The organism is Vibrio sp. 1401 (genome assembly GCF_033340295.1).
In genome coordinates this window covers 48,905-70,131 of the sequence record NZ_JAWOWF010000026.1, presented here as the reverse complement: position 1 = coordinate 70,131, position 21,227 = coordinate 48,905, and the positions used below count along the sequence as shown (strand labels likewise).

Here is a 21,227-nt window from a genome sequence, read left to right as displayed (position 1 = left end):
GTTCATCTGGTGATACAGATGGTTCACACATTAAGCGGTGAACAGCGCTTCATACGACTTCACGTCGCACACCCCAACACGAGTTAGCAACGAAAACAGTTTATATCACTGTGGTTGGTCGCCTTTTGCTGGACATGAATTTTCAGCTCAAATTCAAAAGACTTGGGTTAATGGCGCGCTAGTTTATGCCAATAACAAAGTCATCGATAAACCAGCTGGAGCGATGCGTTTATCCTTCAATCGTTAAGTCGCTGACCGCAAAGAAAGAGCCATAAACAAACTGGAAGCATTATGTTAAGAAGAAACCCAACGGGCCATATGCCACAGGTGTCCTCAACAGCCTTTATCGATCCAACCGCTATTATCTGTGGCAAAGTCATTATTGAGGATAACGTTTTTATTGGACCCTATGCTGTTATTCGAGCTGACGAAGTTAATAACCATGGAGACATGGAAGCTATCGTCATCAAACGTGACACCAATATCCAAGATGGTGTCGTAATTCACTCTAAGGCAGGGGCTGCGGTGACCATTGGTGAGCGCTCATCCATTGCTCATCGTTCGATTATTCATGGTCCTTGCCAGGTTTGTGATGATGTTTTCATTGGCTTCAACTCCGTCGTGTTCAATAGCGTCATCGGTGAGAGGTGTGTTATTCGTCATAACTGTGTCGTCGATGGCCTCGATTTACCCGCTTATTTCCATGTACCACCGATGACCAATATTGGTGTCGGTTTTGATTTAGAGAGTATCTCTAAAGTGCCGCCAGAATATTCAGCTTTTTCCGAATCCGTCGTTTCTGCCAACCATGAACTAGTCCAAGGCTACCGGAGAATTGCCAATGAACTTTAATAAGCCACTGATTTCGCGAGTGCCGACTAACATCATCACTGGCTTTCTCGGGGTGGGGAAAACATCGGCAATAATGCACTTATTGACCCATAAACCGAGTCATGAACGTTGGGCTGTATTGGTCAATGAATTTGGCGAAGTTGGTATTGATGGCAGCTTGTTACAAGGCCAAAAAAACAACAAGACCAAGTGTTTATTCGAGAGGTCCCCGGGGGATGTATGTGCTGTGCAGCAGGTCTTCCGATGCAAATCGCCTTAAATCAATTATTGTCTGAAGCAAGGCCAGATCGATTGTTGATTGAGCCTACAGGCCTTGGTCATCCTAAAGAAGTACTGCAAGTGCTATCGACCGAGTATTATCGTCAAATTCTCGCTTTGCAAAAAAACATTACTTTAGTCGATGCACGTAAACTATCGGATCCTAAGTACACTGAGCATGAAACGTTTAACCAGCAAATCACTATCGCAGATACAGTGGTAGGTAATAAGCGCGATCTCTATCAAGATGAAGATGAGCAAAAGCTGACGGCTTATATAGCAAAGCTCGGTCTGCGGGAAACAAAAGTGATTTTCGCTGAACATGGCGCTATCCCTTTTCATGAATGTGAGGGAGCGACTCGTATTGACGTGCAAAAAACGCCCTCTGTTCTTTATCGTGAAAGAGAGAAAAAGTCACTTGTTCCTGAGTTGCCTATGCCTGAGAGTGGCATTCTAAAAGCAACCAATCAGGGGGAAGGTTTCTACAGTATCGGTTGGCGTATATCCGCTGAAAACGTGTTCGATCATCAAAAGCTGAGATTATTGCTGCTCGACCTCAAGGTCGAACGAATGAAAGCGGTTTTTATCACGGGAAGCGGTATTTTTGGTTACAATCTAACATCAGATGGACTCACAGAGTTTGAACTAGACGAGTGTTCAGAAAGCCGCCTAGAACTGATCTCTTCCGGTCTAGATGACCAATTTGAAGATAGATTATTTCGATGTTTGGAGAAGGCATCATGATAGAAAAGAGAAAACTCTCCTTTTAACCATAATGTCTTACCTCCTTAAAATTCTAGTGGGGTTTCTTTTAAAGCTGCGCTTAGGGCACTTATGCTGCCGTATTAGGGTGGGGTTAGTACCCGTATTTTCTGCCTATGCGGTTCAGGCACAGTTTTATTCATGGGGTGAGGTATCCACGTTACACGTGGCCTAATTACTTGCTTTAAGTTACACGGAAGAAACACGTCTTTTTTTAGCGAGGGCCATTGCTATATTTGCGGTACTGTAGGCGCTCTCATTGATAAAGTGCGGGTAAATTTCCCCTTTGCCATTCCAATGGATATCATAACCAGCGAAAGTCGCTAATAAAGGTGCTCCTGGTTTGACCGCCTCAAAATCTCTGCCACAAATAGTAGGGTGTACTAGTGCTTGCCGCATACCCTCTTGATCAAGTGGAACCCTGATTTCTTCGGTGTAAAAAAACGCCTCATAATCGCTCAGTAAGCCTATTTGGTTGAGGTTGTGCTTTTCAACATAGTCCAATACTGCGGTAAGCATCTGTTTCATCAACTCCAACGTACTGTACTCTAGCGCACCATGTGCTTGCGCCCCGACCTCAATCATTATTCCATATTGCCCAGCAGTACAAAGGTAAGGTTGCTCTTGCCATTCCTTTCGCTCTTCGAAAAGGATATGTGCTGATGGCATTCGTTGTTTGACGTACGCGCCCAGTTTCCGATAAAACACATCGTTAGAAAGCAAAATCAACGTCGCTCCCATATTGCTTGTTGTATTGTGCAGGTCAACAATCAACAGTTTTTCTTGGTTTGCATATTTCTCGATAAATTGATGTGCAATCTTGCTTTCATGCAAATCAGGACAATGATTGCTATTCATTGCTGAGAACTCGCGATTTAAGTCTGTATCGATGTATCGGACGTTGTGTTTTACTGCTTCGGAGTTTGCGATGATCGAGCAGGCTGAAAAGGTTGATCTATTGACAGAGTAACGTTTTTCTTTGATTAGTTTATGTAAATAAATACCAGAAAGTTCGTTTCCGTGTGTTCCTGCAACGATCAGTGCTGAATTGAATGTGTTCATTATTGATCCTTCTCAAAGAGAATGGGTTGAATGACTGGTCTTCTCTTAGCCAATCCAGTGAACTGAATAAACGTTTACTAAACTGAGTAAAAGCAATCTTAGATATGTTATAACATAACAATCGTTATTATTGTTACTTAGTTTCTCATGAGTCAGTTTAAATTTATTGCTTTAATCGTTGCTGTGTTTTGTTTTTCGGTCGCTTTGCTTCTACCTACAGAGGATGAGCCAAATCAAGATAGTCACAGCGTTCAACTGAATCAAAGCAGTGATTCGTCACCACCTCCATCATCAAAGATAGTGGTTCCCTCAGATGTCAGTTTGACTCCGTTGCCTAAACCTAAACAAATACACTATATAGTTAAAGTGGGAGATACGCTCAGTGGTATCTTCGCTCAATTGGGTCTCCCTTACGGTATTTTGCAGCAAATTCTCTCAGTTGATCTTGATCACCTCCAGCTAGATATGATTAAGCCCGGAGAAGAGCTTGAATTAGTGATGGATGACATGGGGCAATTGAGTCGACTAATTTATCATATGAGCCTTGTAGAGAAGGCTATCTACACTAGAGAAAACGATGGCTCCTTCTCTTACGAATTTCAGGAAATTTCAGGGGAATGGCGTGAAACCTTATTTTCGGGAGAAATCAAAGGGAGTTTTTCAGTCTCGGCACATCGAGTAGGATTGGCATCAGGCCACGTCGCAAATATTACGCAGGTGATGAAAGATAAGATTGATTTTGCGCGATCTCTTAGAGCCGGTGACCGTTTCGATATATTAGTGAAACAGCAATATTTAGGTGAACACAAAACTGGCAATAGTGAGATTAAGGCTATTTCTTTTAACTTAGCGAAGGGCGAAGTCGCTGCATTTCTAGCCGAGGATGGACGGTTCTATGATAGAGCTGGTAACAGTTTGGAGCGAGCGTTTAACCGTTATCCTGTCGATAGGGCATACCGCCGAATCACCTCTGGGTTTAACCCTAAGCGTAAACACCCAGTGACGGGAAGAGTCACCCCGCATAACGGAACGGATTTCGCGACACCAATCGGTGCGCCAGTTTATTCTACTGGGGATGGAAAAGTAATTGCGGTCCGCAAGCACCCTTATGCCGGTAATTATTTAGTGATTGAACATAACAGTGTGTACAAAACTCGTTACCTACACTTGAATAAAATCTTGGTTAAAAAAGGTCAAGTTATAAAGCGTGGGCAAAAAATAGCCCTCTCTGGGAAAACTGGTCGTTCAACCGGACCACATTTACATTTTGAAGTTTTAGTTCGTAATCGTCCGGTTGATGCAATGAAAGCCGACTTACCTATCGCGAAGTCGCTTCCTAACATCCAGAAACCTTCATTTTTGGCGCGAGTATCAGAGTTTGATTATCTAGTAGAAACGAAAAACTGAGTCCCGACAATTTGTTAGGGCTCAGTTATGCTATTTTGTGTTGTGAGGTTGGAGCAATAGGTGAGTCTCAATATGTGTTCCTAGAAGAATAATGACTGCGATTTTTTCTTTTACGTGCGTCCACATCCGCAACATCGGACGCTTTGCAACAACCTCCGCCTTTGATCGGCCTACGTGAAAACATCACACCAATTGCGAGCATCGCAATACAACTTAGGAAAATAAGAACGGTAAGAACTAAAGTCATAACACCACCTCCTATAAATCGCTGTATTGTCATCTTTCTCCAATTTTATAAACAAAGCAATGGTCGTTTTGTAACCACTTATTATTTTTATCAATAGTCAGACCTTTGCTTGTGATGAAACGTGATGAGAAACGAAGGAGAGTTCTGAGAAATCAGCCCCTGTGATCTTTACCGATTCTTAAGTTTTGCGTCTAAGACAGCAATTGGATTCCTTCTATAACTCACTAAGTTGTTATGTTATAACATGCGTTCATCCAGAGTTTGTAGGTCAAAAGTATGCCATCAATTCCAGTCACCATTTTGCATGGGTTTCTCGGGTCCGGGAAAACCACGTTTTTACGCAACATTCTTCAACAAGCCGATTCTTCTGGTATTGATCTGTCCGTTATTGTTAATGACATGAGTGAGTTAGACGTCGATGGCGTGCTTATCTTAAATACCGATGCGGTGAGTGAAGAGCAGGGCAACTTTGTTACGATCAGTGGAGACAGCATCAGCAGCCTGAGTGGTGTAAAGCAGCTCGATAAAGCCCTTAAAAAGCTCTGCGCAGAAAAATCGCCAGAATGGGTTGTGATTGAAACGTCGGGCAGTAGTCATCCTTTACCTTTGGTCGAGTACTTCAAAAGTAACGCACAATTCGCACTCAAAGACGTAATTACGTTGGTGGATGCGACTTGGTTGCGAGATGACTATCGACAAGGTTCTGCCTTAATCCCTAAGTGGCAGGAGAACGTGCAGCAGGGTGTTCGCGGCGTTGAAAACTTGTTGGTAGAGCAAATCATGTTCTCAAACCGTATCATGCTCACCAAGACGGACAAAGTGGACGACAATACCGTTCGCAACATCGCACAGGCGATTCACCCGCTTAATGTTTACACCGAGATAATCAAAACGTCATGGGGAAACTTGGATATCCGCATGTCGAAAGGTGAGCAAGACTACAATTTCTTCCTTGTTGAGCAGCTAATCGCAGAACTTCGTGAGACGGTGAATGAGCCGTTGAATCTCTCTGATAAAGACGAACAAAGCCTTGTCGCCAAAGTGATCAAAGACGATCGGCCTTTTCATCCTGCGCGTTTGTGGAATACCTGCCATCAGTATTTAACTAAAGGTGTGTTCCGTAGTAAAGGGTTCTTTTGGTTCCCAACTCGAGACGATGTTTCACTGCTTTGGAGTCAAGCAAACGGCAACGTGGGGCTTGAAATTACAGGCTTTTGGCGTGCTTCGGTAATCAATGACGAATCGCAAAACTTCACTGAAGAGCATCGTCAAATCCTGCAAGATAAGATAGACAGTGTTGAAAGCCGCTTTGGTGATCGTCGTTGTCGCTTAACGGTGATTGGGCAAGAAAACGAAATCGATGTGTTTATTGATGCGCTGGAAAACTGCTTTTTAACGGATGCGGAACTGGAGCAATGGCAACAAGGGGCAACATTTGAAGATCCTTGGCCAAAGAAAATAGCTAAGTTGAGTCAGAAGAAGACGCTTTGAATGCACTGGTGAGGATTCCCTCGCTGCATGTTTGCTCGGGTTGTTTCGAGAACGGACTTACTGAATTGGCTCGGTATACCAAAATTGGCTCTGTGTAACGAGAAAGCCTCCCGAATGGTGGGAGGCTTTTTGTATCTCAGTCGTTTACTGTTCCCATTCAGGGAAAGGGTCTTCCAGAGATAACCAATAGTCGAGCCCTTGCTCCATCTCAACTTCTGTTAACAAGCATTCGTTGAGACGAGCAATCAACTTCTCTTGCTCTAATCCCTGACCAATAAACACCAATTCTTGTCGCATATCGCCGTATGGTTCTTGCCAAATGTCGTTTATAGCATCGAGGTAATCTTGATCCGTCGGCCATTCCTCCTTCGGAATCGCTTTCCAAAACATACCCGCAACACCATAACGTGCGATGCCTCCCGCTTGGCTCCATTGACCGACAAACTCTGGTCTGGTTGCTAGCCAAAAATAACCCTTGGAACGAATTAGTTTGCCGTAATCTTTCGCATTGTGGAGGAAGTCGTAAAACTTCTCTGGATGGAAAGGGCGTCTCGCATGATAGGCAAAGCTAGAAATGCCGTATTCTTCGGTTTCCGGTATGTGCTCGCCTCGCATTTCCTTCAACCAACCTGGGGCTTGTTGTGCCTTTTCAAAACTGAAGCTTTGTGTGTCGAGTACCGCATCAAGTTCTACTTCACCATTCGAGATAGGAAGAATAGTGGCCGATGTATTAAGAGTTTTAAGAATCGCAAGAAGCCTTTCGATTTCTGATTTCTCAGCAAGGTCGGTTTTACTTATCAAGATAACGTCAGCGAACTCTACTTGATCAACGAGTAAGTCAGCAACGCTGCGTTCATCGTCTTCACCTAATGATTCGGCTGTCTCTGTTAAGAACTTAGCTTCATCGTAATCACGCAGAAAGTTAATCGCATCAACCACCGTAACCATGGTGTCTAAACGTGCAACGTCTGAAAGTGATAGCCCGTTTTCATCAGCAAACGTAAAAGTCTCTGCAACGGGAAGTGGCTCGGCGATGCCAGTGGACTCGATAACTAAGTAATCGAATCTGCCTTCTTGCGCGAGTTTAGTGACTTCTTCAAGCAGATCTTCACGCAGGGTACAACAGATGCAACCGTTACTCATTTCAACCAACTTTTCTTCACTGTGGTTGAGAGAAACTTCATTCTGAACGGTCGCTGCATCGATGTTGACTTCGCTCATGTCGTTGACGATGACCGCGACTTTTCTGCCTTGTCTATTGTTAAGAATATGACTTAAAACGGTTGTTTTTCCTGCGCCTAGAAAGCCGGACAAAACCGTAACAGGGAGTTTCTGGGTGTTCATGCTCATGCTCTTTATAGTGTAATGTTATAATATAACAATTAATATAGTCGGTGATCTTAACTCTGGCATCAAGCAGTTTGTGACTGTGTCGAGTGCTGCACCTTGTTGGTGCATTCATTCGTCGTTAAGTTATACAGATTCAGATGTACGGAATTTAGAGAGCGAACTCTTATCTCGGTGTGGAGGTTCTATGAACGAAGAGAAAAAGCATGTCATGACAGAAGAAGAAATTCTTGCAGCGCCCGAGGCGGATTATATGAATGAAGCTCAGCTCGCATTTTTTGAAAACCGATTATTTGAGCGTTATGAATCGACGTTAGCGCATATTGAACGCGCGAAAGAAGAGATGATTGCGCCAATGGAATTCAGTGACGAAAGCGATAGGGCGTCCAGTGAGGAGCAATCTGCAATCGCATTAAGAATCATAGATAGAGAGCAAAAGTTGTTACCTAAGATTCAACAATCGTTGGCTCGCTTGCGCACAGGGGAGTATGGCTATTGTTTAGAGTCCGGAGAACCTATCGGCATTCCAAGGTTATTGGCACGACCTACCGCTGAATATAGTGCAGAAGTGAAAGCCCAAATGGAGTCAAAAGAGCACTGGTATAAACACTAAAGCCTCACTATCTTATGACGTCGATATTCTTCTCGTTCACTTGTTTTTTTTGATGTTCTCTGAGAAGTCTAAAGCGATGGCGACTACCGTTAGGTATGGTAGTCATTACCTTTGAGATATTAATAGTTATCGATAGGATAGAAGTAAGTTCTGTATTGTAAATAACGCACCATTTTTGTTTTTCTGAATGAGCTCTCGCTATGTTAGCGTCAAACATTTTCTCTGCTACTTCAAGCTGATCTTCTATCCTTAAAGCTAAATTAGTACTGGAGAAAGTAGCATGATTGACTTTGTGGCAACTTTTATCTTTTTCTTTGCTGTCATCGATCCCATAGGTACTGTGCCCGTTTTTATCGCAGCCACAAAAAGCTATGAAGAAGTGGCAAAGCGTAAGGTCGCTCTGTTTGCGACTCTATTCTCCGCTGCTATCCTACTGTTTTTTGTTGTTGCTGGTGAAATCATACTTACAGCAATGCGTATTCCCTTGTCTGCGTTTCAAATCTCGGGCGGTATCGTATTGTTCTTGTTTGCTTTGACTATGATATTTGGTGAGAGTAAACCAGCAGAAGAAATCAGAACGCTCAATAGTCATCATGATACAGCAGTTTTTCCTCTAGCCATTCCATCAATTGCTAGCCCTGGCGCAATATTAGCCGCCGTTTTACTCACAGAGAACGTGCGGTTTAATATTTGGGAGCAAGTCCAGACCGTGGCTATGATGCTGCTGGTACTATTGGTTGTTTATATCTTGCTATTAATGGCCAGCGGCATACACAGGATTATTGGGAATACAGGAGCTAGCGCTGTAAGTCGGATCATGGGGTTGATATTAGCCGCTGTGGCCACGACCAACACTCTGAATGGGATTGAAAGTTACTTTGACCTTTAAGGCTGTTTCGCAAACTGAGCTGAAGGTATACGTTAAGAGCTAATTTTACGGCGAGATGACCGACCACCTGACAATCACTTTTCTGGCTGTTACTTCTAGCCGGATGTAATCCTTCAGGCTACTCGTGACGACCTTGTTTAAGAGGACCACGGAAAAGTTGAAAGTAAAATGCATAGATGTTGAGGGTATAAATCAGATGGGGAACTGGAGCAACACTTGCCCCATTGAGCTGTGCCAATACTCAAAGATTAGCTGCTAGAAAATAATATCGATAATTTCTCCGCCTAGGCACTACTCTATAATCTTGTAGTCTAGCAGTATATAGAGCCTAGCATGGAGGAATTTATTAGCTTCCAACGTGCCAAGACAAGACTTTTTCATGCCTTGAGAGTATCTGAAAATTCGGGAGGCTGAGAAGTTTATTCAGTATGGCTCTTATTGGGCAGTTTATGGATCAGCCAGTAACCAAGACTCATACTAAGAACTACAGCCGCAATTCCAATCAGGTACATTGGAGACAAGGTTTCAAAGTCTATAATAATGACCTTTCGGGAGATTGCCATCAGCGCGGTGGCCATGACGATTTTTACATGAATAACATTTTCTCTCAGGTAAATAGTTATATTGATGAAAATTTCAATAGCAATTAAAACGGCCATAAAAGCACCAAAAGTGGCTAGCATATCTGAAATCGTCAGAATGAGTTTAGGTGGCGTGATAAGTTTTTGATATATCGTCCATGCAACATCTATCACACCCATGACGATTACAAACAACATAACTATCGACAATACTCTTACAGACCAATGAATCACGATCTGTAATTTTTTGTTAACTTATCATTTTTATCGACTTCCATGGCCCTGTTTCCTTCGCTTGTTTATGTTCACTTAACCTTCATATGTTGAAGCTAGACAATTGAATACATGTCGTTTAAAGCATAGTTGCTGTGGTGAGAGATAGAAGCGTCCGAGGGAAGGAAGTTATGAAACTTAGGAGTGGGCACAATGTTGGACACATAATGTAATCTCTGGTGTCATGCGTTATTACCTCATTACCTCATTACCTCATTACCTCATTGCCTCATTTCTGATCGTGACGAGTCGACTGGTGAGGTGGTGATTCATCACCTTCACGGCAAACTGAATGAGCGGATACCACAACGTATTGATACTGGGCAAATCGATGCGCTTGTTGCTGGTTCCTCCGTGCGTTGTTAATAGAAATACAAGCGAATAAGGAGTGGGTAATCGCTCAAAAGTCGGGTGGAAAAGCGGTAAAACGGCGAAAATTATTGGAACTAAGTCAAGGCCCTTTTTTTAAATGAAAAGGCTTATTGATCTGAACACACCACTTCTCCATATAAGTATATCCACAAATACAAACCTCAAATTGGCGATAAAGAGCTTTAATATTGATAAATATATAAACAACTTGGGTGCTGAAGAAATTTCAGTATACTGCGCTTAGGTTACACTGGAGAAAAAATCGCCGTATTCCCTGCGGGGTCCTTTGATAAGAAATAGAAATCGCGTTTGAATATGCAACCAAACGATTTTGCCGCTTGCAGTTTATTCGGTATACAAATAATAAACCTTTGACTAATCCGAAGGTCGGTCAAATGAGAGAAAGTCATGTTTTTTAATAAGTCGCTTCAACAAGAAAATCAACGATTAAAGCAGGAGTTGCAAATCCTGCAGCAAATCCAAACCAGTTTAGATGAAGAGATGATCCGCTTAACATTGGATAGTAAAGGCCTCATTACTTCTGCAAATACCAAACTACAGCAAGAACTTTTCTTACATGATGATGAGATCTTAACGAAATCAATTACTGAATTGGTACCGTCAAATTCGCGCAATACAGACCACTTTCATCGAATGAAGAAAGCCGTCCAAGATAAAGTGTTCTGGAATGGGGCATTGCAAGTACAGAAAGGTAATGGTGAGGAAGCCTGGTTAAGAACGATTATCCAGCCTGTTTTAAATGAGCGCAGAGAAGTAGAAAGCTTTTTTGTTTTTGCTTCTGAACTTACGCGAACGATCAAATCATCTCGTGAGCAAGAGGACATGCTAAATGCATTAAGTCGTTCTATGGCGGTGATTGAGTTCACATTAGATGGCCATGTTTTAAAAGCCAACGATAATTTCCTAAACACAATGGGTTATACGCTTGATCAGATTCTAGGGAAGCATCATCGCATGTTTTGTGATCAGGAAGAGTCGAGCTCTCAAGCTTACCGTGAGTTTTGGCAACGTTTAGCAAAAGGGCAATTTTCATCAGAGCGATTCAAACGAGTTAACCGTTATGGTGAAGAGGTGTGGCTAGAGGCTTCATATAACCCTATCCATAACGACAGAGGAGAGCTCTACAAGGTCGTTAAGTTCGCGACAGATATTACCCAGCAGGTGATGCAGGAACAGAAAATGGCCCAGGCTGCGCAATTGGCGAATGAAATCTCGCAAGAAACTGGAACACAAACCCTGCAAGGGCAAGAGGTTATAGGCTCAACGTTAGAAAAGATGCAGATACTTTCCGAGCAAATGCAGCAAGCGAACACCGCGATTGACGAGCTTAAAGCGCACTCATCGCTTATTAGCGAGTTGGTAAATAGCATCAGTGGTATCGCTGACCAAACTAACTTATTGGCGTTAAATGCGGCGATAGAAGCGGCTCGTGCGGGTGAGCATGGTAGAGGTTTTGCCGTTGTTGCTGATGAAGTCAGACAGCTTGCTACAAGAACCAATGCAACCACCGATGAAATTGTCACAATGGTCAGTGAAAACCTACAGCGAACAGATAACGCAGTTAAGCTGATCGCTAAATGCCAAAAAGAAGCACTAGATACGCTAGAGCTCTCTGAAAAAGCAGGCAATGTGATGAATGAAATACAAGATGGCGCTAGCCGTGTTGTAGAGGCCGTGGAGCAATTTAACCGCTCGTTGTAGTTAATCAATAAGTTTTCATTGTAGGGGCGATGGGTAAAAAGCAATTCGCCTTATTCAACCTGTATTGAGGAGCGCTGAAGTCGCAATACTACTCCTGCCGCAGTCAAGTTAAGCGTTTTGAAGGGGAGGTAGTTCGACACCCGGTACAGGTTTTAGCCAGTTTGCTTGCTGTATAGAATGCTAAAGTAATTTAGTATGCGAAAAGGCTTGCCTTAAGACTTTGCCTGCATTTAATGTATCTAGCAGCAGAACTTCAATCTGCGTGACAACAATACAGGAGAGGATCGGGCTTTCACTTTTTCGCTCGACACAAACCCCTTTCAAATTTACACAATAGCGCAGTAAAACTCTCTTGCTGCGCTATTGTGTGTTCCATATTTTGTGAGTACTTATGTTTAACTCAGAACGCAAAGCGACGGTTATTCTGGTTGCGACGACGATGATCGCTGCACTTGGCTGGATATTCTCTAAGGAAACAATACAGGGTTTACCACCTTTTGGCTTTATTGGGGCGCGATTTACTATCGCTTCGCTCTGCTTACTGCCTCTATGTTACCGACCTTTGCTGAAAGCAAACTTAAAAGATGTGCTTTCTGCTGGTGGTGTCGGGCTCCTGTTAGGCAGTGCCGTTATGACATGGATTTACGCTATTTCTATCAGTGATACTCTTGGGGAAGGCGCATTTATCATGAGCCTTTCCATGCTGTTTGTGCCGATTGTTGCATGGGTTATGTTTCGTCAACGACCACAACGAATTTTCTGGCTTTCTTTGCCTATCGCTGTATTAGGTCTTGCTTGTCTTTCTTTAGTTGGTGGCTGGAAACAATCGGCCAGTCAATTGTGGTTTCTTGGTGCAGCACTGGTTTTGGCGCTTCATTTTAATGTGAACAGCAAATACTCTCAAAAACTACCTGTGCTGCTGCTTACTTGCGTGCAACTTTTTTCAGCAGGTTGCTTAGGTTTGTTGGTTTCATTTTTTATGGAATCTTTCCCGGCTGAGGTGAACTCCTCTATTTGGTGGTGGTTTGCGTTGAGTACCTTATTAGCGACGAGCTTGCGTTACGTAATGCAAACCATGGGGCAAAAATTTGTTCAGGCAGGTAACGCTGCTCTAATTATGATATTAGAACCAGTTTGGACGGTTATTCTGAGCGTGCTGTGGTATGGCGAAGTGCTAACGGCAAATAAACTAGTAGGTTGTGTGCTTATCTTATTTTCTCTAATTATTTATCGTACTGGCGGGCGGTTTCGCTTCCCTACTCGAAAGTAGAGCAAATTAACTTGGGTTGGGAGAATTTGAGGTGCCGGATGGCCTTCTACGAAAGTGATAATACGCGGTTACGCAATGCTAATGACACTTTTGATGTAGGCTGCCGACCCAGCTCTTCGCTGATCATCCAGCCAGCTTTAGCCAGTAGCTCTAAGTCGATCCCCGTTTCTATTCCTAACCCTTGGCATAAATACAGTACATCCTCCGTTGCGACATTTCCTGATGCGCCATGAGCGTATGGGCATCCACCCAGCCCAGCTACACTACTGTCGATGGTATTGATGCCCATACTCAATGCCTGATAAATGTTGGTGAGAGCTTGTCCCCATGTGTCGTGGAAATGGACAGCAAGCTGGGGAAGAGGTGCAACCAACATGACGGCTTCCAGCATAGCAGCGATACGGTTTGGCGTGCCTGTACCGATTGTGTCGCCTAGAGACACCTCATAACACCCTAAATCGATGAGTGATTTGACCACGCTCGCCACTTGTTTAGGGGCTGTCGGGCCATCGTAAGGGCAGTCGGCAACGCAGGATAGATAGCCACGAACAGGGATGCCGTGTTTGGTGGCTAATCGCATTACAGGTTCGAAGCGAGTTAGGCTTTCTGCAATCGAGCAATTGATATTGTGTTGGCAGAATCCTTCTGATGATGAAGTGAAAATCGCGACCTGATTGGCACCAGCCTCCAAGGCTTGTTCGAAGCCTTTTAGGTTTGGTGTCAGGGCAGAATAAGTAACATGATTTCGCCTTGTTATTGCTTTCATGACCTCTGTTGAGTCCGCCATTTGTGGCACCCATTTGGGCGAAACAAAAGAGCCCGCCTCAATATGCGTTAACCCAGTATCAGAGAGTAAGTTGATCAGCCGGATTTTAGTCTGGGTCGCAACAGGAGGTTCATTTTGCAACCCATCTCTAGGACCTACTTCGACAATCTTTACTTTGGAAGGTAGCATTACTTGTCCTGTGACTTGGTGACCCAACTTGGGCTACGTTTTTCAAGAAACGCTTGCAGCCCATCTTGACCTTGGGGTGATACTCTAATGTCCGCAATGAGCTTGCTAGTATAGTGAATCAGTTGTTGATCGATGGGGTTTTGATGACATTGATGGCAGAGCGTTTTCGCTTTACGCATCGCATCTGGGCTATTAAGTAGCAACGTCTTGATTACGCTATCGACCGCATTTTCAAGCTGTTTGGCTTCTTTCACTTCGTGCACAATACCAAACCGTTCGGCATCTTCGGCTGAAATGACTTCACCACTTAAGATATAGCGTCTAGCTTGTCTATTCCCCATCGCGCGCATGACGTAAGGCGCAATGGTTGCTGGAACTAAACCAAGCCTAACTTCACTTAAGCAAAAGTTGGCACTTTGGCTTGCGATGGCGATATCACTACAACAAATCAACCCTAAAGCACCACCATAAGCGGAACCTTGAACAACTGCGATGGTGGGTTGAGGGAACGAATCTAATGTTTCCATGAGTCTTGCCAAGTTTTGGGCATCAACGAAGTTATCTTGCCTCGTGCTTTCGGCCATCGACTGCATCCAATTCAAATCGGCCCCGGATGAAAAATGCTTACCGTTACTTCTTAATACCAAGCACCGCACATCCGTTCGTAAAGCGAGATAATCTAGGCGGTGGATCAGCAAGTCGATCGTACAAGCGTCAAAAGCATTGTGTTTGGCTGTTCTGTTTAGGGTAATGGTCGCTACGCCATTATCATCGACATGCCAAAGAACATCATCTTGCCTTTGGGCGTTGGGAATAATGCTTGGTTGCATTTCCTGCATACTAACTTCCTTAATTCATCTTTGGATGTTTACATTCTGAAGACGCCAAACTCGCTATCAGGAATGGGGGCATTTAATGCTGCCGTTAACGCTTGACTCAACACCTGACGCGTTTTTTTAGGGTCAATAATTCCGTCATCCCATAGCCGAGCACTCGCAAAATAGGGATGTCCTTGTGTTTCATACAAGTCTATGATCGATTCTCTAAAAATGTGCTCTTCTTGCTCTGACCACGCTTCCCCCTGACGTTCCTTCGCGTCTTTTCGAACTTGTGTTAAAACGCCTGCTGCTTGTTCTCCGCCCATCACAGAAATACGCGCGTTCGGCCACATCCACATCATGGTTGGATCATACGCTCGGCCGCACATGCCGTAATTACCAGCGCCGTACGATCCACCGATGATCACGGTAAACTTCGGCACGTCAGCACAAGCGACGGCCATCACTAACTTGGCGCCATGTTTTGCGATGCCTTCTTCTTCAACCTTTTTTCCGACCATAAAGCCGGTAATGTTTTGGAGAAAGAGAAGCGGTATTTTCCGTTTGGCGCACAGCTCAATAAAGTGCGCGCCTTTTTGTGCCGATTCAGAAAACAAGATGCCGTTGTTTGCCACAATACCAATCAAGTGTCCTTGAATACGAGCGAAGCCACACACTAGCGTTCTGCCGTACAAGGATTTGAATTCGTCGAAATCAGAATCATCGACGATGCGGGCAATAATTTCTCGAACGTCGAATGACAGTCGTAAGTTTGCATTCACGATTCCGTAGATTTCTTCTGCGTCGTAGCGGGGAGGAAGTACGGTGTTTTCTGGCTTAACAGGTCTTGTTCTATTGGCATTGGCAATGGCTTCTCTCGCAAGCATTAGGGCATGTTCATCATTTTCAGCGTAATAATCTGCGACACCAGATTTCCGACAATGCACGTCTGCACCGCCGAGCTCTTCACCCGTCACGACTTCGCCAGTGGCCGCTTTCACCAAAGGTGGCCCCGCCAAAAAAATGGTGCCTTGCTCTTTAACCATAATGGAGACATCCGCCATGGCAGGAACGTACGCGCCCCCAGCAGTGCAAAGCCCCATCACAACAGCAACTTGGGGAATGCCTTTCGCTGACATTCTCGCTTGGTTAAAGAAAATGCGACCAAAGTGTTCTTTGTCGGGGAAGACGTCGGACTGATGAGGGAGATTTGCGCCACCGGAGTCCACCAAGTACACGCAGGGGAGTTGGCAACGTTGGGCAATCTCTTGCGCTCTTAGGTGTTTTTTTACCGAGAGTGGGTAGTAGGTTCCACCTTTTACCGAAGCATCGTTGGCGATAACCATGCATTGAATTCCCTCTATGATACCAATGCCGGCGATAACGCCAGCGCATGGGATCGCTTCGTCATACACCTGCCAGGCGGCAAACTGGCTGATTTCAAGAAAGTCAGTGTTGTCATCAAGCAAGCGCGCGATGCGTTCTCGGGCTGGGAGTTTTCCTTTTTGCCTCTGGTGCTGAATGGCTTTTTCACCGCCTCCCTGTTTGATGGTATCGATGTGTTGATTCAGTTGAGTGACCAACGTTTCCATCGCAGCTTTATTGGAAAGAAATAACTCGTCAGTTGGCTTAGTTTTACTTTTGATAATGGCCATAATGACTTCCTTGTCGTATGTTCCGTTAGCGAGATTCTTCGAACAGTTCTCGGCCTATTAACATGCGGCGAATCTCTGAGGTACCCGCGCCGATTTCATAAAGCTTTGCATCACGTAGCAAACGACCAGCAGGGTATTCATTGATGTAGCCATTCCCACCGAGCAGTTGTATTGCATCGAGTGCCATTTGTGTGGCGAGTTCTGCACTGTACAAAATCGCGCCAGCGGCGTCTTTGCGTGTTGCGTTACCTCGATCACAAGCCGCTGCGACGGTATATACATACGCTTTTGCTGCACTCATTCGAGAATACATATCGGCGATCTTGCCCTGAACTAACTGAAACTCGCCAATGGATTTTCCAAACTGCTCTCGTTCATGTACGTACGGGACCACAATGTCCATGCAAGCTTGCATTATCCCGAGTGGTCCGGCAGCGAGGACGACGCGCTCGTAATCCAGCCCACTCATTAACACCTCGACGCCTTGATTCAACTCGCCAAGAATATTCTCTTTTGGCACTACGCAATGGTTAAATACAAGTTCGCAAGTATTCGAGCCTCTCATGCCTAGTTTGTCCAGCTTTTGAGCATGAGTGAAACCTGCGAAGTTACGTTCAATAATGAATGCGGTAATGCCACGTGAACCTGCGCTGACATCCGTTTTAGCGTAAAGCACCACTACGTCAGCATCGGGCCCGTTTGTTATCCACATTTTGTTGCCATTCAGTACAAAATGGTCGCCCTTGTTCTCCGCTTTCAGTTGCATGCTTATCACGTCTGAACCGGCATTGGGCTCACTCATCGCTAGGGCGCCAACGTGCGTACCATCAATGAGTTTTGGAAGGTATTTTTCGCGTTGAGAAGGCGTGCCGTTACGAAAGATTTGGTTGACGCACAGGTTAGAATGAGCGCCGTAGCTTAAAGCGACAGACGCAGAGGCACGGCTGATTTCTTCCATGGCAACAACATGAGCGAGGTATCCCATGCCTGCACCACCAAGCTCTTCATCGACGGTCACACCAAGCAACCCCATTTCTCCCAACAAAGGCCATAAATGATTCGGGAACTGGTTATCGCGGTCTATCTCAGCGGCGATGGGCGCAATATGTTCCGTAGCAAAGGCATTAACGTGTTCTCGGAGCATATCGATGGTATCACCAAGTCCGAAATTGAGTGGGGTATAGGTGCTTTTCATAACGTCTCCCGGTATCAGAGGTAAGGTGGAAAAGCCTGTAGCGGTGTTGCTAATTGAGTATAGCGTTTATGTCTGCTTGCTTTTGAGTGTTTGAATACAACGCTCCTTAGCGGCATTCAACTCTGCCATAACGACGCTGATGTCGTTGAGTTGTTGCTGTAGGACGGCTTGTTTCTCTTCAATGATATTGAGCATTTTCAATAACTGTCCTTCGGTTTGTTGCATGTCGTAGAGCTCGAAAAGTTCACGAATTTCTGCCAACGAAAAACCGAGTCGTTTCCCTCTTAAAATCAGTTTGAGGCGAATTCTATCCCTGCGTTGATAAACGCGCATATTGCCTTTTCGCTCTGGTTCAATCAGACCCACGTCTTCATAAAACCGGATACTGCGAGTAGTAATATCAAACTCCTTGGCGAGGTCACTGATCTTGTATTTTTCCATAACATACTTACCTCGAATAAAAATCCAGTTTCTGGAAATCGAACCTTAAATGGGAAGGCCGAACATCAACTTTGAAATATAAACGTCTGCTTGGTGTGTTTTTTCATCTCATTGTAAAGGCTAGTGCTATGCTTACGTAAACGTCAAGAAATCGCGGAATGAAAGTTTGTTAGTGAAAAAGGCGATAAAGGCTGGTGTGGCGCTTGGTGAGTAATTCTATGTAGGGTGTCATCAGTCTGCCAAGTGTTCACATATACCTTAAGGGAATGCGAATCATGGGAAAAGACATCTGGATTGTCAGCGCGAAAAGAACGCCAATTGGGCGCTTTCAAGGCAAGTTGCAAACTTACTCTGCTCCTCAATTAGGCGCACTGGCGATCAAGGCGGCAATGCACGAAGTGAATGTGACTTCGGTGGATGAAGTGTTCATGGGATGTGTGCTTCCAGCAGGGTGTGGACAAGCTCCTGCGAGGCAAGCATCTATGGGGGCAGATCTTCCTTTGGGTGTAGGGTGCACCACCATTAACAAAGTGTGTGGCTCTGGCATGAAGAGCGTCATGTTAGCGCACGATCTCATTAAAGCTGGAACGATTCGCTCAGCCATTGCTGGTGGTATGGAAAGTATGACCAATGCGCCGTATTTGCTGAGGGAGGCGAGAAAGGGAATGCGCATGGGGCACCAGTCTACGTATGACCACATGTTTCTCGATGGGCTACAAGATGCTTACGAAGGGCACTTAATGGGTGTTTATGCTCAGCAAGTCGCTGACAGGCTTAAGTTCACCAGAGAGCAAATGGATGAATGGGCCGTGATGTCGGCAAAACGTGCGTTGGAAGCTCAAGAGCGAGGCTTGTTTGCCGATGAACTTTCGCCGGTTTCACTCAATACCAAGTCAGAACAAGCGGTGCTGGACTACGATGAGCACCCACGCTCGATTGACCTTGGTAAAATTCCTCAACTCAAACCTGCATTCGATGAAAAAGGTACGGTGACCGCTGCTAATTCGAGTGCCATTTCAGATGGCGCGGCGGCTCTTGTGCTTATGGATGAAGACACTGCGCGTCATCAGGGGCTTAAACCACTTGCGATCATCAAGGCGCACTCTACACATGCCAGAAAACCTGCAGAATTTACTTTGGCACCCGTCTACGCAATTGAGCAACTGCTGTTCCAGCTAGATTGGTCAATTTATGAAGTGGACCTGTGGGAAATCAATGAAGCCTTTGCCGTTGTGACACAAATAGCGGTGGCGGAACTTGGACTAGATACGAGCAAAGTAAATATTAAAGGTGGAGCTTGTGCGCTTGGGCATCCGATAGGGGCTAGTGGCGCACGAATTCTGGTGACATTGATTCACAGTTTGCGTCAGCTACAAGCGCTAGGCACCAATGGTGATCTCGAAGCCAAAAAAGTGATGCGGGGTGTTGCGTCACTTTGTATCGGTGGTGGAGAAGCCACGGCGATAGGCATTGAAATACCGCTTTAATTGAAATTAGAAAGGAGTAAATGATGACTCGTTTGGTTCCCTTGTTTATTGGTGGCGAGTTTCGTGAATCTCAAACATCGGATTGGGTTGAGGTAACCAATCCCGCCACTAATGATGTCATTGCGTACGTTCCATGTTCCACAGAGCACGAGATGGAAGCCGCCATTGATAATGCGAAAGAGACATTCCAATCTTGGAAGGAAGTGGCAATATCCGAGCGTGCCCGAGTCATGCTGCGTTATCAGCACTTGCTCAAAGAGCATCATGATGAGCTTGCCACACTGCTTTCTCATGAAACGGGTAAGATTTTAGCGGATGCCAAAGGCGATGTGTGGCGTGGTATCGAGGTGGTTGAGCAGGCTGCAAACATTGCCAGCAATATGATGGGAGAAACCGTCGAAAACGTTGCCACGGATATTGATAGTTACTCAATGATTCAGCCCCTAGGTGTGTGTTGCGGCATTACGCCGTTTAACTTTCCAGCCATGATTCCGTTGTGGATGTTCCCAATCGCTATCGCTGCGGGCAATACGTTTGTGCTCAAACCCTCCGAACAAGTGCCATTGACCTCTATTCGTTTAGCTGAACTATTTGAGCAAGCTGGTGCGCCGAAAGGAGTGTTGCAGATCGTTCATGGCCGCAAAGAGCAAGTCGACTTTCTTCTGGCTCATCCTGATATTCGAGCGGTGTCATTTGTTGGCTCGGTTCCCGTTGCCCGTTATATCTACACCACAGGGACTAAACATTTTAAACGTGTTCAAGCTTTTGCAGGTGCAAAAAATCACATGGTGATCATGCCTGATGCGAACAAGGAACAAGTGGTGAATAACCTAATCGGAGCCTCCGTTGGGGCGGCGGGGCAGCGTTGTATGGCAATTTCTGTTGCGGTATTTGTCGGCGATTCAAAACAATGGATTACAGACCTCAAACAGGCAATGGCGAAAGTACACCCAGGGCCTTGGGATGATGAACAGGCTGCTTATGGCCCACTGATCAGTGAGCAAGCCAAGCAACGCGTATTGGACCTAATCGAAGATGGCAAACAACAAGGCGCAGTGTGTGAACTCGATGGTAGTCAGTGTGAAGTGGACGGCTTTCCCGATGGAAACTGGATTGGCCCAACCTTGTTTAGCGGTGTAACAGCGAACATGTCGATTTACACGCAAGAGATATTTGGCCCTGTCTTAGTTTGTATGGAAGTCGAAACGTTGCAAGAAGCTATTGAGTTAGTGAATCGCAACCCTTACGGCAACGGAACTTCTATATTTACCGCTAATGGCGCTGCTGCGAGAAAATATCAACATGACATTCAAGTCGGTCAGGTTGGGATCAATGTGCCTATTCCAGTCCCTTTACCATTTTTCTCCTTTACTGGTTGGAGAGGCAGTTTCTATGGTGATTTACATGCGTATGGTAAACAAGCGGTACGTTTTTATACCGAGACCAAAACGGTGACGACACGTTGGTTTGATGACGATATTCCAACGGGGCCTAATTTGACCATCCAACTGCGCTGAGTGAATAGAAGGA

Annotated in this window: 17 protein-coding genes and 3 pseudogenes; 12 read left to right on the top strand and 8 right to left on the bottom strand. The window is 45.0% G+C overall.

Annotation, left to right across the window (positions count from 1 at the left end; all coding sequences use genetic code 11):
* Positions 1 to 70: 70 nt before the first annotated feature.
* From R7Z77_RS14410 to R7Z77_RS14400, 3 genes and pseudogenes are all read left to right on the top strand, one after another.
* Positions 71 to 247: pseudogene (locus R7Z77_RS14410) on the top strand (dihydroorotase); the annotation flags it as partial.
* A 44-nt stretch (positions 248 to 291) separates the two neighbouring features.
* On the top strand, positions 292 to 852 hold the full coding sequence (locus tag R7Z77_RS14405) for a carbonate dehydratase (protein WP_017821071.1): 561 nt from the start codon (positions 292 to 294) through the stop codon (positions 850 to 852).
* Positions 842 to 1,854, top strand: a pseudogene (locus R7Z77_RS14400) (CobW family GTP-binding protein). Before R7Z77_RS14405 ends, R7Z77_RS14400 begins: the two are co-directional and overlap by 11 nt.
* A gap of 207 nt (positions 1,855 to 2,061) precedes the next feature.
* Here the strand turns inward: R7Z77_RS14400 and R7Z77_RS14395 are convergent.
* The gene (locus R7Z77_RS14395; RefSeq protein WP_053303731.1) at positions 2,062 to 2,934 is read right to left on the bottom strand and encodes an aspartoacylase; all 873 of its coding nucleotides are present in this window, start codon (positions 2,932 to 2,934) and stop codon (positions 2,062 to 2,064) included.
* 147 nt (positions 2,935 to 3,081) lie between these two features.
* Between R7Z77_RS14395 and R7Z77_RS14390 the strand changes: the two genes are divergently transcribed.
* Together R7Z77_RS14390 and R7Z77_RS14380 are read left to right on the top strand one after the other, a co-directional pair.
* The gene (locus R7Z77_RS14390) at positions 3,082 to 4,341 is read left to right on the top strand and encodes a peptidoglycan DD-metalloendopeptidase family protein (protein WP_213967618.1); all 1,260 of its coding nucleotides are present in this window, start codon (positions 3,082 to 3,084) and stop codon (positions 4,339 to 4,341) included.
* Between the two features lie 523 nt (positions 4,342 to 4,864).
* Complete coding sequence (locus tag R7Z77_RS14380) at positions 4,865 to 6,079, top strand: CobW family GTP-binding protein (protein WP_213967619.1); 1,215 nt, start codon at positions 4,865 to 4,867, stop codon at positions 6,077 to 6,079.
* A gap of 144 nt (positions 6,080 to 6,223) precedes the next feature.
* Here the strand turns inward: R7Z77_RS14380 and zigA are convergent, their stop codons facing one another.
* Positions 6,224 to 7,423: a zinc metallochaperone GTPase ZigA gene (zigA, locus tag R7Z77_RS14375; protein ID WP_033906943.1), complete on the bottom strand. Its 1,200-nt coding sequence runs from the start codon at positions 7,421 to 7,423 to the stop codon at positions 6,224 to 6,226.
* 190 nt (positions 7,424 to 7,613) lie between these two features.
* On the opposite strand from zigA, the gene R7Z77_RS14370 reads away from it, so the two are divergent.
* Both R7Z77_RS14370 and R7Z77_RS14365 read left to right on the top strand, forming a co-directional pair.
* Positions 7,614 to 8,039 carry a TraR/DksA C4-type zinc finger protein gene (locus R7Z77_RS14370; RefSeq protein WP_205391121.1) on the top strand — a complete coding sequence of 142 codons (426 nt, stop codon included), beginning with the start codon at positions 7,614 to 7,616 and terminating at the stop codon, positions 8,037 to 8,039.
* A 280-nt stretch (positions 8,040 to 8,319) separates the two neighbouring features.
* A complete protein-coding gene (locus R7Z77_RS14365) occupies positions 8,320 to 8,928 on the top strand; it encodes a MarC family protein (protein ID WP_017635732.1) in 609 nt (202 codons plus the stop codon).
* A 419-nt stretch (positions 8,929 to 9,347) separates the two neighbouring features.
* Here the strand turns inward: R7Z77_RS14365 and R7Z77_RS14360 are convergent, their stop codons facing one another.
* Positions 9,348 to 9,707, bottom strand: coding sequence for a phosphate-starvation-inducible PsiE family protein (locus R7Z77_RS14360; protein WP_169674288.1), 360 nt, complete (start codon positions 9,705 to 9,707; stop codon positions 9,348 to 9,350).
* Between the two features lie 855 nt (positions 9,708 to 10,562).
* On the opposite strand from R7Z77_RS14360, the pseudogene R7Z77_RS28915 reads away from it, so the two are divergent.
* The 3 genes and pseudogenes from R7Z77_RS28915 to R7Z77_RS14345 all read left to right on the top strand — a co-directional run.
* Positions 10,563 to 11,342 (top strand): annotated as a pseudogene (locus tag R7Z77_RS28915) (PAS domain-containing protein); the annotation flags it as partial.
* Positions 11,340 to 11,876, top strand: coding sequence for a methyl-accepting chemotaxis protein (locus R7Z77_RS28910; protein ID WP_411913201.1), 537 nt, complete (start codon positions 11,340 to 11,342; stop codon positions 11,874 to 11,876). The pseudogene R7Z77_RS28915 and the gene R7Z77_RS28910, both read left to right, overlap by 3 nt.
* Positions 11,877 to 12,267: 391 nt before the next feature.
* Positions 12,268 to 13,146: a DMT family transporter gene (locus tag R7Z77_RS14345; RefSeq protein ID WP_213967621.1), complete on the top strand. Its 879-nt coding sequence runs from the start codon at positions 12,268 to 12,270 to the stop codon at positions 13,144 to 13,146.
* A gap of 46 nt (positions 13,147 to 13,192) precedes the next feature.
* Here R7Z77_RS14345 and R7Z77_RS14340 read toward each other — a convergent pair whose 3' ends face one another.
* From R7Z77_RS14340 to R7Z77_RS14320, 5 genes are all read right to left on the bottom strand, one after another.
* Positions 13,193 to 14,101: a hydroxymethylglutaryl-CoA lyase gene (locus R7Z77_RS14340; protein ID WP_042521094.1), complete on the bottom strand. Its 909-nt coding sequence runs from the start codon at positions 14,099 to 14,101 to the stop codon at positions 13,193 to 13,195.
* Complete coding sequence (locus R7Z77_RS14335; RefSeq protein WP_064354630.1) at positions 14,101 to 14,940, bottom strand: enoyl-CoA hydratase-related protein; 840 nt, start codon at positions 14,938 to 14,940, stop codon at positions 14,101 to 14,103. Before R7Z77_RS14335 ends, R7Z77_RS14340 begins: the two co-directional genes overlap by 1 nt.
* Positions 14,941 to 14,969: 29 nt before the next feature.
* Entirely contained in the window at positions 14,970 to 16,574 is a 1,605-nt protein-coding gene (locus R7Z77_RS14330) for a carboxyl transferase domain-containing protein (RefSeq protein WP_158173129.1), read from the bottom strand.
* Between the two features lie 25 nt (positions 16,575 to 16,599).
* The gene (locus tag R7Z77_RS14325) at positions 16,600 to 17,769 is read right to left on the bottom strand and encodes an isovaleryl-CoA dehydrogenase (RefSeq protein ID WP_005387610.1); all 1,170 of its coding nucleotides are present in this window, start codon (positions 17,767 to 17,769) and stop codon (positions 16,600 to 16,602) included.
* A gap of 66 nt (positions 17,770 to 17,835) precedes the next feature.
* On the bottom strand, positions 17,836 to 18,210 hold the full coding sequence (locus R7Z77_RS14320) for a MerR family transcriptional regulator (RefSeq protein WP_017821195.1): 375 nt from the start codon (positions 18,208 to 18,210) through the stop codon (positions 17,836 to 17,838).
* 275 nt (positions 18,211 to 18,485) lie between these two features.
* On the opposite strand from R7Z77_RS14320, the gene R7Z77_RS14315 reads away from it, so the two are divergent.
* Positions 18,486 to 19,697 (top strand): acetyl-CoA C-acyltransferase, encoded by a 1,212-nt coding sequence (locus tag R7Z77_RS14315; RefSeq protein WP_017821196.1) that lies wholly within the window; start codon positions 18,486 to 18,488, stop codon positions 19,695 to 19,697.
* 23 nt (positions 19,698 to 19,720) lie between these two features.
* The gene (locus tag R7Z77_RS14310; protein WP_115386700.1) at positions 19,721 to 21,214 is read left to right on the top strand and encodes a CoA-acylating methylmalonate-semialdehyde dehydrogenase; all 1,494 of its coding nucleotides are present in this window, start codon (positions 19,721 to 19,723) and stop codon (positions 21,212 to 21,214) included.
* Positions 21,215 to 21,227 lie beyond the last annotated feature (13 nt).

Excerpts from the sequence above, each read along its gene's own strand:
- R7Z77_RS14365 (WP_017635732.1), top strand. The coding sequence starts at position 8,320 with ATGATTGACTTTGTGGCAACTTTTATCTTTTTCTTTGCTGTCATCGAT.
- R7Z77_RS14395 (WP_053303731.1), bottom strand. The coding sequence starts at position 2,934 with ATGAACACATTCAATTCAGCACTGATCGTTGCAGGAACACACGGAAAC.
- R7Z77_RS14380 (WP_213967619.1), top strand. The coding sequence starts at position 4,865 with ATGCCATCAATTCCAGTCACCATTTTGCATGGGTTTCTCGGGTCCGGG.
- R7Z77_RS14335 (WP_064354630.1), bottom strand. The coding sequence starts at position 14,940 with ATGCAGGAAATGCAACCAAGCATTATTCCCAACGCCCAAAGGCAAGAT.
- R7Z77_RS14405 (WP_017821071.1), top strand. The coding sequence starts at position 292 with ATGTTAAGAAGAAACCCAACGGGCCATATGCCACAGGTGTCCTCAACA.
- R7Z77_RS14390 (WP_213967618.1), top strand. The coding sequence starts at position 3,082 with ATGAGTCAGTTTAAATTTATTGCTTTAATCGTTGCTGTGTTTTGTTTT.
- R7Z77_RS14320 (WP_017821195.1), bottom strand. The coding sequence starts at position 18,210 with ATGGAAAAATACAAGATCAGTGACCTCGCCAAGGAGTTTGATATTACT.
- R7Z77_RS14340 (WP_042521094.1), bottom strand. The coding sequence starts at position 14,101 with ATGCTACCTTCCAAAGTAAAGATTGTCGAAGTAGGTCCTAGAGATGGG.
- R7Z77_RS14330 (WP_158173129.1), bottom strand. The coding sequence starts at position 16,574 with ATGGCCATTATCAAAAGTAAAACTAAGCCAACTGACGAGTTATTTCTT.
- zigA (WP_033906943.1), bottom strand. The coding sequence starts at position 7,423 with ATGAACACCCAGAAACTCCCTGTTACGGTTTTGTCCGGCTTTCTAGGC.
- R7Z77_RS14370 (WP_205391121.1), top strand. The coding sequence starts at position 7,614 with ATGAACGAAGAGAAAAAGCATGTCATGACAGAAGAAGAAATTCTTGCA.
- R7Z77_RS28910 (WP_411913201.1), top strand. The coding sequence starts at position 11,340 with ATGCAGGAACAGAAAATGGCCCAGGCTGCGCAATTGGCGAATGAAATC.
- R7Z77_RS14345 (WP_213967621.1), top strand. The coding sequence starts at position 12,268 with ATGTTTAACTCAGAACGCAAAGCGACGGTTATTCTGGTTGCGACGACG.
- R7Z77_RS14325 (WP_005387610.1), bottom strand. The coding sequence starts at position 17,769 with ATGAAAAGCACCTATACCCCACTCAATTTCGGACTTGGTGATACCATC.
- R7Z77_RS14315 (WP_017821196.1), top strand. The coding sequence starts at position 18,486 with ATGGGAAAAGACATCTGGATTGTCAGCGCGAAAAGAACGCCAATTGGG.
- R7Z77_RS14310 (WP_115386700.1), top strand. The coding sequence starts at position 19,721 with ATGACTCGTTTGGTTCCCTTGTTTATTGGTGGCGAGTTTCGTGAATCT.
- R7Z77_RS14360 (WP_169674288.1), bottom strand. The coding sequence starts at position 9,707 with ATGTTGTTTGTAATCGTCATGGGTGTGATAGATGTTGCATGGACGATA.